The organism is Mesorhizobium tamadayense (assembly GCF_003863365.1).
Classification (GTDB): Bacteria; Pseudomonadota; Alphaproteobacteria; order Rhizobiales; family Rhizobiaceae; genus Mesorhizobium; species Mesorhizobium tamadayense.
Window position 1 is genome coordinate 261800 of the sequence record NZ_RQXT01000001.1, and the last position, 14405, is coordinate 276204.

Sequence of the window (14405 nt, forward strand, 5' to 3'; positions counted from 1 at the left end):
CGCGCGGAGCAGGGACGAGCCGGTGGCCATGCCGCTACTTCGAGCCGAGCGTCTTGATCGCGTCGTCGGTGGACGAAGCACTCTGCCGGATCAGCGCAGCCGTGTTCTCGAAGGCGCGCTGCACCTGGATCAGCCGGGTCATCTCCAGCACCGGATTGACGTTGGATTCTTCCAGGAACCCCTGCGCGACACCGACGCCGGAGCGGTCGGTGACCGGTTCCGGGGTGCGCGCGGGAACGATGCCCGAATTGCCATAGCGGACGAAATTGTCGCCCGGGTCGAAATCATAGAGGCCGACAGCGCCCACGAGCTGGTCGTTCTGCCTGAGCGAGCCGTCGGCGCCGGCCTTTGGCGGGCCGTTGCGCGGATCGAGCTGGATCGGCGCGCCGCCGCCGTCCAGCACCGGATAGCCTTCGATCGACATCAGCTCGCCATTCTCGTTCATGGAGAAACGGCCGTCGCGGGTCATCACCGTGCCGGCCGGCGTCTCGATGGCGAACCAGGCGTCGCCTTGGATGGCGAAGTCGAAAGGATTGCCGGTTTCGGTCAGCGAGCCGTGCGCGGTGGAAAGATAGGTCTTGCCGGAGGACGCGAAGGAAACCGACTTCGGTCCGGTGCCGGAGACCACGTCCTCGAATTTCACGCCGGTGGCGCGAAAGCCGATGGTCGAGGCGTTGGCGACATTGTCGGCGATGGTATCGAGACGGCGCTCGAGCGCAATCTGCGAGGAGAGGGCGACGTAGAGGCTGTCCTGCATGGTGTTCTCAGAACTTCAGTTTCTGCATGGCCATCATCAGATCGGTCGAGATGCCGACCGTTGTCGGCTGCGCGAAAAGCACGCTGACCGAGGTCACGGCACTGGAGGTTGGATTGTTGATCTCCCACAGGCTGGTGAACCGGGTCAGGAACTTGTTCAGCTTTTCGGGGTCCTTGAAGTCGGCGATATCGAGCTTTTGCTCGAACATCTGCGCCTGCTTGTCGATGTCGGCGGAGGCGATGGAGTCGGGCAGGCCGAGCGCGGTGCGGATCACGTTCGAAAGAGCTGTGTCGGCGAGCACGTCGTACCAGTTGCTGATGTCAGGCGCCTTGCGTTGGAAATAGAGCGCGAGGCGCACGCCCTGGTTGGTCTGGCCGGCATTCTCCTCCAGCGTCTGGCGCAGGTATTTGTTGACGGTGCCTTGCTGAGCGGCCGGAAAGAGCGTGGCGGTCGAGCCATAGGCGGCGAAGTTGAATGCCTTGACGAATTCCGCATAGCGCTTGTCGGAGAGCTTATTGGCGAAGCTGTCGGGGTCGGAGACGCCTTCCTTCAGCGCCTTGACCATGAAGGCCTTGGCGTAGGCCATGTCGCCCAGGCCGTATGCCTTCATGGCATAGGTGAACAGCCGGGTGTCCTTGACGAAATCGTCGATGGTTTTGATGTTGCCGATATTGGCCAGATAGTAGTCGGTATCGCGCTTCACGACGGGCTGCGACTCGACCTGGTCGATTGCCTTGGGGATGTCCTTGGCGATGAGCTGATAGCTCGTATAGGTGTTCAACATGGGCGCCTCCGGCCGAAGCTGTCCCGAGAACGATAGCGAAGCTTCCTTGTGCGAAGCTGAATCGGTTTTGCGCATCGCGATTCAAGCCTCACACAAGGCACGAGGACTATCCCTGATCCACGATGTGACATGCGGAAGGACCTGTTGTGGGTATTCTGATCGGACTTGTGGTGACGCTTGGCTGCGTTCTCGGCGGCTTCATGGCCATGGGCGGCCATCTGCATGTGCTGATGCAGCCGTGGGAGGCGGTGGTCATCTGCGGCGCGGCGCTCGGCACCTTCCTCGTCGCCAATCCGATGAAGACGGTCAAGGACACCGGCAAGGGCATTCTGGAAGCCTTCAAGCAGGCCGTGCCGAAGGAGCGCGACTATCTCGAAACGCTGGGCGTCCTGCACAGCCTGATGCGCGAGCTGCGCTCGAAGTCGCGCAGCGAGGTCGAGGCGCATATCGACAATCCGGAGGAGTCGGCGATCTTCCAGGCGTTCCCGACGGTGCTGAAGAACCACGACCTGACGCATTTCATCTGCGACTACTGCCGCATCATCATCATCGGCAATGCGCGCTCGCATGAGATCGAGGCGCTGATGGACGAGGAGATCCAGACCATCCGCACCGACAAGCTGAAGGCCTATCACGCGATGGTCGCGGTCGGCGACGGCCTGCCGGCGCTTGGCATCGTCGCGGCCGTGCTCGGCGTGGTGAAGGCGATGGGCGCGCTCGACCAATCGCCGGAAATCCTCGGCGGGCTGATCGGCGCAGCGCTTGTCGGCACCTTCCTCGGCATCTTCCTGTCCTATGCCGTGGTCGGCCCGGTCGCCACCAAGATCAAGACGGTGCGCGAGAAGAAGAACCGCCTCTACATCATCGTCAAGCAGACGCTGCTTGCCTATATGAACGGCGCCTTGCCGCAGGTCGCCATCGAGTTCGGCCGCAAGACCATCTCTTCCTACGAGCGCCCGACGATCGATGCCGTCGAGCAGAGCACGATGAACACGGGCGCCGCCGAGAAGAAGGCGGCCTGAGCATGCGGAATATCAGTCGGGACCGCTTGCCGTCATGACCAGTCCGGGCAGTCCGTCGCAAACGCGAGCCCTCATCATCGAGCGCCTCGTTGGCGACAGCGGCGAGGCGGCGCAGGTGATCGGCGTCGGCCGCGGCATGGCCGAACGCTCGCAGCTGCTCTTGCAGAAGGCGCTTGCCGGCGGGCTTGGCGCGCCGGTGACCGTCGATCTGCAGGCGGTCGAGGTCGGCCGGGTTCCGGAGGCACGCTCGCGCGCCGGCGAGACCTTCGCCATGACCGTCGTTTCCTCGCCGACCTCGGCGGACGCCATGACGCTCGTCATGGACGCGCCGGCGATCGCCGTCATGGTCTCGGCGCTGTTCGGCGGCGACCCGGACCAGCCGGTGGCGCCGATTGATCGTGACCTGTCGCAGATCGAGATCGACGTCGCGACCACGGTGTTCCAGGACGTCGCGGTGGCGCTGAACGGATCGGGAAGGCGTGCGCTCGACCTGCGCCTGCCGGTCCCCAGGGCGATGTCCGGCAACGAGGCAAGACGGCGCGTGCTGCGCGACGGCGCGGCCATTCGCATCATCTATGGCATCTCGACGCCGACCGACACCGGCACAGTGACGGTGATGGTCCCGCAGCGCATCCTTTTGGCGACGCGCGGCGCCACCGCCGATCACGGCGACGACCAGACGACGGAGTTCGACTGGCGAGCCCGCTTCTCGGAGGAAGTGATGCGCTCGGCCGTGCGGCTCGAGGCCACCATGCCGCTCGCCCGGCTGACGCTTGGCGATCTCGCCGCCTTCCAGCCCGGCCAGGTGATCGAGCTCGAGGAGGACGCGCGGATCCAGGCCAAGCTCAGCGCGCGCGACAAGACGCTGTTTGTCTGCGAGTTCGGCAAGCTTGGACAGAATTACACGGTCCGCATCCGGCATCCCCACGATGGCGGGCAGGATTTCATCGACGGGCTCATGCCGGGCTGAGGCCTGGCTTGGAATTATTGGAGACGAGGCATGGCAAAGACCAAGGTGGAACCCGAAGCCGACCAGCCGGACGAGCAGCTCGACCGCGCCATCGAGGAGTTGCGCGGCGTGCTCCGGGAAGAGGAGAATCGCCCCGACGCTGCCCTCCAGGCCGGCGCCAATTCCTCGATCATTATGACGATCCCGGTCGATGTGCAGATCATCCTCGGCAGCACAGAAATGCCGGTGTCGGAGCTGATGGCGTTGCAGAAAGGCTCAACGGTGGCGCTCAACCGGCGCATCGGCGAGCCGGTCGACGTGGTGGTCAACGGCCGCAGAATCGCGCGCGGCGAGATCACGGTGCTGGAGCACGATCCGTCGCGCTTCGGTATCAGACTTACCGAGATCATAGCCGCGACGAAGAGCGCCTGAGGATGGGCAGCGAAAGCCTTCACCTGAAGCGGAGCCAGGCCCAATGACGTCGTTGACGCTGACGCGCCCGCAAAAGGCCGCCGCCATACTGGTGGCGATGGGCAAGCCCTCGGCCAGCCGGCTGCTGAAATTCTTCAAGCAGGAAGAACTGAAGGCGCTGATCGAGGGTGCCCGCCTGCTGCGCACCATTCCGCAGGGCGACCTGGAGCGCATCGTCGCCGAGTTCGAGGCCGAGTTCACCGAGGGCGCCGGCCTGCTCGATTCGGCCGACCGGATGGACACGATCCTCAATGAATCGCTGTCGCCCGAGGAGATGAGCGCCATCATGGGCGAGAAGAAATTCGAGCCCGCCCCCGAGGGACCGCCGCCGATCTGGCCGGATCTCGAAAAGGTCGAGCCTGCGCGTCTTGGCACCTTCCTCGCCGGCGAGCACCCGCAGACGTCCGCCATGGTGCTGTCGAAGCTCGCGCCGCAGACCGCGGCCAACGTGCTGCTGACGATGGAAAAGCCGATACGCAGCCAGATCATCAAGCGCATGGTGACGATGGCCAACATCCCGGACGCGGCAGCCAGGATCGTCGAGAACCAGTTGCGCGCCAGCGTGCTTTCGCAAAAAACGACCAGGGACACGTCGGTCGGCCAGGAGCGCGTCGCCAGCGTGCTCAACGAAATGGCAAAGCCCGAGCTCGACGAGCTGATGCAGGATCTGGAGCAGGCCGGCACGCCCGACCTCGCGGGCGTCAAGTCGCGACTGTTTGCCTTCGACGACCTGCCGCTGCTCGCCCAGAAGGCGCGCGTGCTTCTGTTCGACGGGCTGTCGACCGAGCTCGTCACGCTGGCGCTGCGCGGCGCGCCGGCGGAGCTTACCGAATCCGTGCTGTCGGCGATCGGCGCACGCTCGCGCCGCATGATCGAAGCCGAGCTCGGACAGGGATCGGAAGGCATCGCGCTGGCCGACATCATGGCGGCGCGCAAGACGATCGCCGTGGCGACCATCCGGCTGTCGCGCCAGGGAGCATTCGAGCTTCCCTCGACGCAGACCGCCGCCGAAGCCGCCTGACGATAGCGATCCGGTCAGAGCACTATGGCTGAGGCGGTCGACAAGGATTCCAAAACCGAGGAAGCCACAGAAAAGAAAATCCGCGACACGATCGAGCAGGGCAAGCTGCCTCACTCGCGCGAGACCGCCATCTTCGCTTCCTTCCTCGCCATACTGGTCTTCACCGTCTTCTATGCCAAGGACGCCATCGTCGACCTCGGCATGTTCCTGTCTATGTTCCTGGAAAAGCCCGAAGCCTGGCCGATGGACACCGAGACCGACGTCATCGAGCTCTACAAGACCGTCCTGTTCGAAGCCGGCCGCGCCCTCGTCAGCCTGCTGGTGCTCCTGGTGGTCGCCGGCGTCGGTGCCTCGGTTTTCCAGAACATGCCGCAATTCGTCGGCGAGCGGATCAGGCCGCAACTGTCGCGTATCTCGATCGCCAAGGGCTGGAGCCGCCTGTTCGGCGTGCAGGGCTTTGTCGAATTCGCCAAGTCGCTGGCCAAGCTTGCCTTTGCCATCGCCGTGCTCACCTTCACCCTGTCGGAGGATCACCGCAGGCTGCTCGCCGGCATGATCACCAATCCGGTGGCGTTCGGCATGGTCATCCGCAGCATCTTCGTCGACATACTGGTGGCGATCGTCTTCGTCATGGGGCTGATCGCGGTCGCCGACATCGTCTGGTCTCGCTTCCACTGGCGGCGCGACCTGCGCATGACCAAGCAGGAAGTGAAGGACGAGATGAAGCAGTCGGAAGGCGATCCGATCATCAAGTCGCGCCTGCGCTCGCTGGCGCGCGACCGGGCGCGGCGGCGCATGATGACGGCGGTGCCGCGCGCGACGCTCATCATCGCCAATCCGACGCACTATTCCATCGCGCTGAAATATGTTCGCGAAGAGGACTCCGCTCCGCTGGTGCTCGCCAAGGGCCAGGATCTGGTGGCGCTGAAGATCCGCGAGATCGCCAGGGAGCACAACATTCCGATCTTCGAGGACGTGGCGCTTGCCCGCTCCATGTACAAGCAAGTTTCGGTTGATAGCGTGATCCCGTCGCAATTCTACCAGGCCGTCGCCGAGCTGGTGCGGATCGTCTACTCGAAGAAGGCCGAGCGCAGAGCAACCCAATGAACGGACGACGCTCTTACCCATGAACCGGCAGCCACACGCCAATTCACGCGAGCAGATCGTCGCCGGCGCCATCCAGGAGGTGGTGGGTGAGCTGCGCCTGATCGAGGTCGCCGACTACATCGCCTTCATCCGGCTGGAGCATTTCGCCTGCCTGTCGGACCTGGTGGACTCGGCCGCGGAACTCTACTTCCAGCCGGGCACGCTCAGGCTTGGCCATGGCGGCGAAGCGCATGTCGACTGGAGCGGCAGCCCGCGCATCGTGCTGGATATCGAGCTTCGGCCGCGCGGCGTCACCGTCTACTTCCAGCTGACGCTGACCGAGCGCGGGGCGTCCGTGGTCGTCAACTACGTGTCTTTCGAAAAGCCGGGCGAGACGCCGGAGCACAACACCGCTCTGCTCGTGGACGCAATCGATCAGGCGCGCATCCGCAAGACCGAGCCGCTCGCCTATCCCTGACGATTTTTGAGACTGTCGACGTCTCAGCCTGAGCGAGCTACTCGATCAGGCCGAGACGCAGCGCCTTGGCCACCGCCTGGTTGCGGTTGACCGCGTTGAGCTTCTGGGTCGACTGGGTGAGATACTGGTTGGCGGTGTGCACCGACAATTTCAGCAGTTTCGCTATCTCTTCGCTGGTGTTGCCGTTGGCGGTCAGCTTCAGGCATTCGAGCTCGCGCTTGGAGATCGCGCGCGTCCTGCCGGTTTCGCCTGGACGGATGCGGGCGACCGCCGCGAACAGCGCGAAGCAGCGCGCGTGGATTTCGCAGAGCGTGTCGTCCGACAGCGTGATGTCCGAGCCCAGGAAGACGACGAGCCCACATTGGCCGCGCTCAGCATGCACCGGAAAGGCGATGCCGTTGGTGCCGGGCGCCAGCGGCGCGGTCCGTTCGGACCATGCTAGGTTCTCCATCGCCTGCCGCGAGCCGGCCATGCCGTCATCGGCCCACCAGCGCGGCGTCGTCGAGATGCGGCTGTGGCGCACCATCTCCTCGCCGCTGGCGCCCGACATGAATTTGGTCGCGACGGCGGTTGACGGATAGTCGGAATCGAAGCAGGCGACCAGGCGCGCGCGCTCCAGCGAAGGGCTGACGAAGAACAACCCGAAGCCGGAAGCGTTGATGTCGACGGCAATCCAGCGGCAACGGAGCACGGCGTCCGGGATGGTCACCGCATGATGCGTCTCCGATCCGAGCGAGAAGGCGCCGAACGGATTGCGCTGATCGTCGAAAAGGGCGGCCGCGGTCTCTCTGACTTGTGCGTGCGTCAAATGATGCCGCTCCTGATCGCGGTCGCAATCGCCATCGCGCGGTTGCTGGCCGCGAATTTCTGGATGGCATGCGTGATGTAGCTGTTGACGGTGTTCGACGAGACGCCAAGGATGAGCGCCACTTCGTCGGTGGTCTTGCCTTCCGAAACCCAGAACAGGCATTCGCGCTCGCGGTCCGACAACGGGTCCTGCATGGATGCCTCGGCGATCAATTGCGGGATGCTGGACAGCGCGTAGCAGCATTTCAGCTGCGCCTTCATCAGGGCCGTGAGGTCGATCTTGCCGGGCTCGGCGGCGGAAAACAGCACAAAAAGGCGCTGGCGGCCGACATTGAGCCTGAGCGAATAGATTTCGGCATGGCCGAGCACATCGAGCAGCCGGGCTTCCTCGCCGCTCAGCAGCGCGCCGGCATTGGGCGCGTGGGCGGCGACCAATGGCCGGGGTCGCACGCCGGGTGCTGCCGTCAACGGTCCCAGCGCAAGATTGGCGATCAGCCTTTTGCCGATCAACTCGATGGCGTCGAAAATCCAGTTCGACGACACGATGCGCGCGTCGTTGCGGTCCTGGTCGTGCACGATGGCGACCAGCATGTAGCTGTCGGCGCCGATGTCGGCGGCAAGCTGCATGAAGAAGCTGGTGAGATCGCCGCGGGACGCCAGGCGCGAGCCTGAAGCGTCGGATTGAAGAAGCGCGGCGGGACTGCTCATTTTGATATTCTGGCCGGAATCGATCCTTGTGCCCGGTGCTGGCCTTTGGCCAGCGCTCGGACCCGAAACGCGTCACGTTCACGAAGACACACTCACGGGCGCGCACAGCGCCCCAATCGAGCCGAATCCTTGCAGGGAACGCGAAGCCTTCCGCGTCAGGTACCGGCCGTATGCCGGAACTTGAGACTTTGGATGATCGCCGCGCCCCCCGTGGACCGGCTGATTCGGGTCTAATCTACCCGCAGATGAATCCGACATCAAACGCGATTTGACAAAATCGAATCCGGTGGACTCGTGTTGCGACTCAGCGGCCGCGCCTCGCGTTACCTGGCTGCGATTGCAGGCTTGAATTGAGCCGATGATCTCCCGGCAGGGTCGCAAGAAAATACGCCTCCGGTTGCATCCGAGGGCGTTGTTCTTTCGATCGGCGGCTCAGCGTTCCTCGAACCCCGTCAGCACGCCGACGGCGTTGATGCCGATCTCCTCCACCGCGTAGCCGCCTTCCATGACGAATAGCGTCGGCAGGCCGAGCTTGGCGATGCGGCGGCCGATCTTGGGGTAGTCCTCGCTCTTCAGCTTGAACTGGCTGATCGGATCCTTCTCGAAGGTGTCGACGCCGAGCGACACCACGACAATTTCGGGCGCGTAGGCCGCAAGCTTGGCGCAGGCGTCCTCCAGCGATACGTTCCAGCCGTCCCAGTCGGTGCCGAAGGGCATCGGATAGTTGATGTTGAAGCCTTCGCCCTCGCCTTCGCCGCGCTCGTCGGCATGGCCGAGGAAGAAGGGATATTCGACCATCGGATCGCCATGCAGGTTGAGCACCTGGACGTCGCCGCGGCGATAGAAGATCTCCTGGGTGCCATTGCCGTGGTGGTAATCGACATCGAGGATGGAGACACGGCTTGCGCCCTGGTCGCGGAACCATTGCGCGACGACGGCGGCGTTGTTGATGAAGCAGTAGCCGCCCATGAAGGCGGCGCCCGCGTGGTGGCCGGGCGGGCGGCAGAGCGCGAAGGCGGTCCGCTCGCCGCCCTTGACCAGGGCGGCCGCCGTCAGCGCGACGTCGTAAGAGGACTTGATCGCTTTCCATGTGCCTTCGACGAAGGTGGCGCCGGCGTCGAAGGAGTAATAGCCGAGCAGGGCGTCGATGCGCTTCGGCGGCACGTCGCCGCGCAACCCGCGCGTCGGCCAGGTGAAGCCCATGGCCGAGCCCTTGAAGCCGGCGGCGACCCATTCCCGCCACACGGTCGGCAGGAAATCGATATAGCGCGCTTCATGCACGCGCTTGGCGGCGGCGAGGTCGTGCTCGACCGGCCCGACGATCGGCCCAAGCTTCTCGCTCTCCACCCTTGCCTTGATGAATTCGGCCCGCGACGGCTTCTCGAAACCGGGCACAATCGCCGACGTGACCAGTTCCATCTGCCCGGCATGACCGGCATGGAGAGGAGAAAAAACTGTCTTCATTTTGGGAGTTGGCTCGCTCTTCGGGTTCAAGTCTACGCGGGTCTAAAACAGCTTTGTGGCAGAGAGTTTCGGCGCCGCCAAGAGGCATTGCAAATTGTTCGCTGAGGCCCGCACGGGACGGCTTGCCAGACGCCAATACTCTGCTAGCCTAGGCGCAAATGGGAGAAAATGATGCCGCAAACGGCCGATCTGATCGTCGAGAATGCCAGCATTTTGACGATGGATCCAGACATCCCCACAGCTCAGGCCATTGCCATGAAGGGCGATCAGATAATTGCGATCGCAGATCGCGATAGCGTTCGCGAGCACAAGAGTTCTGCCACCCGCGTCATCGATGCCCAGGGCGGCTCGGTCTTGCCGGGCTTCATCGAAGCGCACATGCATCTGTTCGGCGGCGCGGCCGAGCTCGACAACCTGCATCTGGCCGGCGTGCACGGTTTCGAGGCGCTGCGCGACGCGATCCAGGGGTTCGCCGCGAAACGTCCAAACGCCAGGCTGCTGATCGGCGCCGGCGTCGACTATGCGATCCTGCCCGAGTCGGTGACGCGCCATCACCTCGACCGCATCATCCCCGACAGGCCCTTCGCCATGTCGGCTTCCGACCATCACACGATGTGGGCGAACACCAAGGCGCTGGAAGAGGCCGGCTTGCTCGATGGAAAGCAAGTGGGACCGGGCAACGAGGTCGTCATGGGCGCGGACGGGCTTGCCGCGGGCGAGCTGCGCGAGGGCGAGGCATTCGGCCCGATCCTCGAACATTTTGGGGCCAACCGGACGCGGCTCGGGCTGACTGGCGGCGAGCCGGAGCCCTATCCGTCAGCAGAAGAGCTTGCCGCCGACCGCGACCTCATGCATCGCGGGCTTCAGTGGTGCGCCAAGCACGGCATCACCTCGATCCACAACATGGACGGCAACCTCTACCAGCTCGAGCTGCTCGCCGGGCTGCAAGAGGAAGGACGGCTCCTCTGCCGCACCAAGATACCGTTCCACTTCAAGAATTTCATGAAGTTGGACATGCTGGAAAAAGCCTCGCGCATGGCGGCGGCCTACAATTCCGAGTGGCTGTCGTCGGGCATGGTCAAGGTCTTCTATGACGGCGTGCTGGATTCCTGGACCGCGGTGATGGTCGACGACTATGCCGACCGGCCGGGCTGGCGCGGCGAGCCGCTTTTTTCGCCCGAGCATTTCGCCGAAGTGGCGGTCGAAGCCGACCGGCGCGGGCTGCAGATCGCCGTGCATTCGATCGGCGACGGCGCCGTGCGCGCGGTGCTCGACGGCTATCAGGCGGCGCTGAAGAAGAACGGCAGGCGCGACAGCCGCCACCGCATCGAGCACATCGAGGTGACCACGCCGTCCGACGTGCCGAGGTTTGCCGAGCTTGGCGTGCTCGCGTCGATGCAGCCGCCGCATCCGCCGGGCGCTATGAATTTCCCGCTGGAGCCGACGATCTCGCGCATCGGTCGCGACAAGTGGCTGCTGAGCTATGCCTGGCGCACGCTCAAAGATGCCGGCGCTCGGGTCGTCTTCGCGTCCGACTGGCCGGTCTCGCCGGTTGACCCGATCCTGGGCATTCAGGCGGCAGTGATGCGCAAACCTTGGGCAGAAGGCCTGCCGGACCAGAGCTTCTCGCTCCATGAATCGATTGCCGGCTACACGGTCGAAGGCGCCTATGCCGAGTTCATGGAGCATCGCAAGGGTCGCCTGAAGACCGGATACCTCGCCGATATCGTCGTTTTGTCTGCCGATATCGAGAACACGGCGCCGGAAGCGCTGCACACGGTGCGGCCGGTGACCACCATCTGTGGCGGAAAGATCACTTACCAAGCCTAAGGATTGCCAGGCCTGAGGGTGGCATGGGTATTGCTTTTAAAAATCGAGTCACAGCTCCGCAGTTGCCAAGCCGACCGGCTTATGGTGACAATCAAATAGGAACAAACCTGCCGCCAAGAGCAGGCTCTCTCAATGGGGTAATCGTGCCGGAACAACCGGGTAAGAGCGCGATCGAAGTTCGCGGTGTACGCAAGGTATTTGGAACCGGTGAAAATCAGGTAGCCGCTCTCGACACGGTGTCGGTGTCGATCCGCGAGAACGAGTTTTTCACCCTGCTCGGCCCGTCGGGATGCGGAAAGACGACGCTGCTGAGATTGATTGCCGGCTTCGATTTCCCAAGCGCCGGCGAAATCCTACTGCATGGCCAGGACATCGCCCCGCTGCCGCCCTTCAAGCGTCCGGTCAACACCGTCTTCCAGAGCTACGCGCTCTTCCCGCACATGACGGTGGCGCAGAATATCGGCTTCGGGCTGGAGATGCTCGGCACGCCGAAGGCGGAGATTGAAGCGCGCGTCGCCCAGATGCTGAAGCTGGTCAAGATGGAAGCGCTCAAGGCGCGCCGCACCAGCCAGATCTCCGGCGGCCAGCAGCAGCGCGTGGCGCTCGCCCGGGCGCTGGCGCCGCAGCCGAAGGTGCTTCTGCTCGACGAGCCGCTGTCGGCGCTCGACTACAAGCTGCGCAAGGAGATGCAGATCGAACTGAAGCGCCTGCAGCACGAGACCGGCATCACCTTCATCTTCGTCACCCACGACCAGGAAGAAGCGCTGACCATGTCCGACCGCATCGCGGTGATGTCGGCCGGCAAGATCCTGCAGGTCGGCTCGCCGCGCGACATCTACGACCGGCCGGCCGAGCGCTTCGTCGCCGACTTCATCGGCGAGACGAATTTCTTGGCTGGCACGGTGGTGTCGAAGAAGTCCGGCGTGGCGACGGTCAAATTCGCCAGCGACGCAACGATCGGTGCTGGCTACCCGGAAGGCTTCGATCCGACAGGGGAGGTCACGCTTGTCGTGCGTCCCGAGCACGCCGACCTGGTGCCCGACCCAGCCAAGGGCACGATCACGGGAACGCTTTCGAACATCGTCTATTTCGGCACCGATACGCACTACCACGTGAAGCTCGACGGCGGCGGCGAGAACTTCATCGTGCGCCACCAGAACACCCGTTCGAGCCCGGTCACCTACGAGACCGGCGCCAAGGTCGGCATCCAGTTCGAGGAGGACGCCGCGCGCGTCCTGAAAGACTGATGACGACGGCCACGCTCTCCCCACCAGCCACGCTTTCCAACGCCGCGTCGTTCGAAGCTCGGGCGGTGAAAGCCGGCGCGCGGCGCAACCGCCTGCTGTCGCTGCCGGCGCTGATCATCATCGGCATCTTCGGCGTGCTGCCGCTTTTAATCATCTGCGTCTATTCGTTCCTCGTCGCGGCGCCCTATGGCGGCGTGCAGTGGCAGTTCTCGACCGACGCCTATCTCAACTTCCTGTTCCAGCGCGACATTTTCGACGACACGCTGCAGTTCACGCCGGATTTCCTGATCATCTACCTGCGCTCGTTCCTGTTCGCGGTGGTGACGACGGTGATCTGCCTGCTGCTCGGCTTCCCGACCGCCTATTTCATGGCGACCCGGCCGCCGGCGCAGCGCAATTGGTGGGTGCTGCTGATCACCATTCCATTCTGGTCGAACCTGTTGGTGCGCACCCTGGCGATCATGTTCATCATCCGCGACGAGGGGCTGATCAACAACGCGCTGCTGGCGCTCGGCGTGATCGATAAGCCGATCACCATGCTCTACACCAATTTCGCCATCCAACTCGGCCTGCTCTACGCCTTCCTGCCGTTCATGGTGCTGCCGCTTTATTCCAGCCTGGAGAAGCTCGACTTCCGGCTGATCGAGGCAGGTTACGATCTCTACGCGACGCGGCGCCAGGTGCTGTGGCGGGTGATCATTCCGCTGTCCAAGCCCGGCATCATCGCCGGCTGCCTGCTGGTCTTCATCCCGGCGCTCGGTGCCTATGTCACGCCGCTGATCCTGGGCGGCGGCGTCCACCTGATGATCGGCGACCTCATCGCGCAGCAGTTCGGGTCCGGGCGCAACTGGCCGCTCGGCTGCGCTCAGGCGCTGATCCTGATGGCCGCGGTACTGGTGGCGCTCTTCTTCTACGTCCGCAACACATCGGGGAAGATGCAGCATGGCTGAACCCCGCACCATCGACATCAAGGACCAGCCGGGCTTTCGTTCGATCGCTATCATTTGCCTGCTGGTGCTCTACGTGCCGGTGCTGATCCTGATGATCTTCTCGCTGAACAGCGGCTCGCTGGTCACGCATTGGGAAGGCGTCACGCTTGGCTGGTACGGCAGCGCGCTGCGCAACGCGGAGTTCCACAACGCGGCCCGGAACACGCTGATCATCTCGGTGACCGCGACGATCGTCTCGACCATCTGCGCGACGCTTGCGGCTATCGGCATGACCAGGGTGAAGCCGTGGCGCGGACTTTCGGCGGCGTTCATGGTCATCAACCTGCCGCTGATGGTGCCGGAGATCATCACAGCGGTGGCGACGCTCTCCTTCTTCGCCCTGATCGCCGGCATGTTCGGGCTCAACTTCGGCATCGGCAACCTGATCCTCGCCCACACGGTGTTCTGCATTCCCTTCGCCTATATGCCGATCCGGGCGCGACTGGAGGACATGGACCTGACGCTGGAATATGCCGCGGCCGACCTTTATGCGACGCCATGGAACGCCTTCAGGCGCATAACGCTGCCCTTGCTGGTTCCTGGCATCATGTCGGGCGCAGCACTCGCCTTCATCGTCTCCTTCGACGATTTCACCATCACCCAGCTCGTCGCCGGCCCCGGCCAGACGACTTTGCCCCTCTACATCTGGAACCAGATCAGGCGGCCGATGACGCCGGAGATCAATGCCATCTCCACCATCCTGCTTCTGGTGTCGATCCTGTTCGTCTCGGTCTCGTTCCTGATCGCGCGCCAACGCGCCAAGTGACCCGTGAGCTCCAACACAAAACAATG

The 14405-nt window shown here is 63.8% G+C and carries 15 protein-coding genes; 10 read left to right on the forward strand and 5 right to left on the reverse strand.

Features of this window, described 5'->3' with window-relative positions; all coding sequences use genetic code 11:
* Positions 1-34: 34 nt before the first annotated feature.
* Together flgF and EH240_RS01370 are read right to left on the reverse strand one after the other, a co-directional pair.
* Complete coding sequence (flgF, locus tag EH240_RS01365) at positions 35-757, reverse strand: flagellar basal-body rod protein FlgF (RefSeq protein ID WP_124995614.1); 723 nt, start codon at positions 755-757, stop codon at positions 35-37.
* 7 nt (positions 758-764) lie between these two features.
* A complete protein-coding gene (locus EH240_RS01370; protein ID WP_124995615.1) occupies positions 765-1541 on the reverse strand; it encodes a DUF1217 domain-containing protein in 777 nt (258 codons plus the stop codon).
* A gap of 146 nt (positions 1542-1687) precedes the next feature.
* Between EH240_RS01370 and motA the strand changes: the two genes are divergently transcribed.
* Genes motA through EH240_RS01400 form a run of 6 tightly spaced genes read left to right on the forward strand, consistent with a single transcriptional unit; the run spans position 1688 to position 6568 of the window.
* Entirely contained in the window at positions 1688-2563 is an 876-nt protein-coding gene (gene motA, locus EH240_RS01375) for a flagellar motor stator protein MotA (protein WP_124995616.1), read from the forward strand.
* Between the two features lie 34 nt (positions 2564-2597).
* Positions 2598-3533: a FliM/FliN family flagellar motor switch protein gene (locus EH240_RS01380; protein WP_124995617.1), complete on the forward strand. Its 936-nt coding sequence runs from the start codon at positions 2598-2600 to the stop codon at positions 3531-3533.
* Positions 3534-3563: 30 nt separating this feature from the next.
* Positions 3564-3944 (forward strand): flagellar motor switch protein FliN, encoded by a 381-nt coding sequence (gene fliN, locus EH240_RS01385; protein ID WP_124995618.1) that lies wholly within the window; start codon positions 3564-3566, stop codon positions 3942-3944.
* 43 nt (positions 3945-3987) lie between these two features.
* Positions 3988-5004 (forward strand): flagellar motor switch protein FliG, encoded by a 1017-nt coding sequence (locus EH240_RS01390; RefSeq protein WP_124995619.1) that lies wholly within the window; start codon positions 3988-3990, stop codon positions 5002-5004.
* A 24-nt stretch (positions 5005-5028) separates the two neighbouring features.
* Positions 5029-6111, forward strand: a complete 1083-nt coding sequence (flhB, locus tag EH240_RS01395) for a flagellar biosynthesis protein FlhB (protein WP_124995620.1) — start codon at positions 5029-5031, stop codon at positions 6109-6111.
* Between the two features lie 19 nt (positions 6112-6130).
* A complete protein-coding gene (locus EH240_RS01400) occupies positions 6131-6568 on the forward strand; it encodes a hypothetical protein (RefSeq protein ID WP_124995621.1) in 438 nt (145 codons plus the stop codon).
* Positions 6569-6605: 37 nt separating this feature from the next.
* Here EH240_RS01400 and EH240_RS01405 read toward each other — a convergent pair whose 3' ends face one another.
* The 3 genes from EH240_RS01405 to EH240_RS01415 all read right to left on the reverse strand — a co-directional run bounded on the left by EH240_RS01405 (position 6606) and on the right by EH240_RS01415 (position 9547).
* Entirely contained in the window at positions 6606-7376 is a 771-nt protein-coding gene (locus EH240_RS01405; protein ID WP_124995622.1) for a response regulator transcription factor, read from the reverse strand.
* Positions 7373-8083 carry a helix-turn-helix transcriptional regulator gene (locus tag EH240_RS01410; protein ID WP_124995623.1) on the reverse strand — a complete coding sequence of 237 codons (711 nt, stop codon included), beginning with the start codon at positions 8081-8083 and terminating at the stop codon, positions 7373-7375. The genes EH240_RS01405 and EH240_RS01410 overlap by 4 nt, the downstream gene beginning before the upstream one ends.
* Before the next feature lie 432 nt (positions 8084-8515).
* Entirely contained in the window at positions 8516-9547 is a 1032-nt protein-coding gene (locus tag EH240_RS01415) for a histone deacetylase family protein (RefSeq protein WP_124995624.1), read from the reverse strand.
* Positions 9548-9718: 171 nt separating this feature from the next.
* Between EH240_RS01415 and EH240_RS01420 the strand changes: the two genes are divergently transcribed.
* The 4 genes from EH240_RS01420 (at position 9719) to EH240_RS01435 (ending at position 14379) form a co-directional block, all read left to right on the forward strand.
* Positions 9719-11377 (forward strand): amidohydrolase, encoded by a 1659-nt coding sequence (locus EH240_RS01420; RefSeq protein ID WP_124995686.1) that lies wholly within the window; start codon positions 9719-9721, stop codon positions 11375-11377.
* Positions 11378-11520: 143 nt separating this feature from the next.
* The gene (locus EH240_RS01425; protein WP_124995625.1) at positions 11521-12624 is read left to right on the forward strand and encodes an ABC transporter ATP-binding protein; all 1104 of its coding nucleotides are present in this window, start codon (positions 11521-11523) and stop codon (positions 12622-12624) included.
* Complete coding sequence (locus tag EH240_RS01430; RefSeq protein ID WP_124995626.1) at positions 12624-13574, forward strand: ABC transporter permease; 951 nt, start codon at positions 12624-12626, stop codon at positions 13572-13574. Before EH240_RS01425 ends, EH240_RS01430 begins: the two co-directional genes overlap by 1 nt.
* Positions 13567-14379, forward strand: a complete 813-nt coding sequence (locus tag EH240_RS01435) for an ABC transporter permease (RefSeq protein WP_124995627.1) — start codon at positions 13567-13569, stop codon at positions 14377-14379. The genes EH240_RS01430 and EH240_RS01435 overlap by 8 nt, the downstream gene beginning before the upstream one ends.
* Positions 14380-14405: the final 26 nt, after the last annotated feature.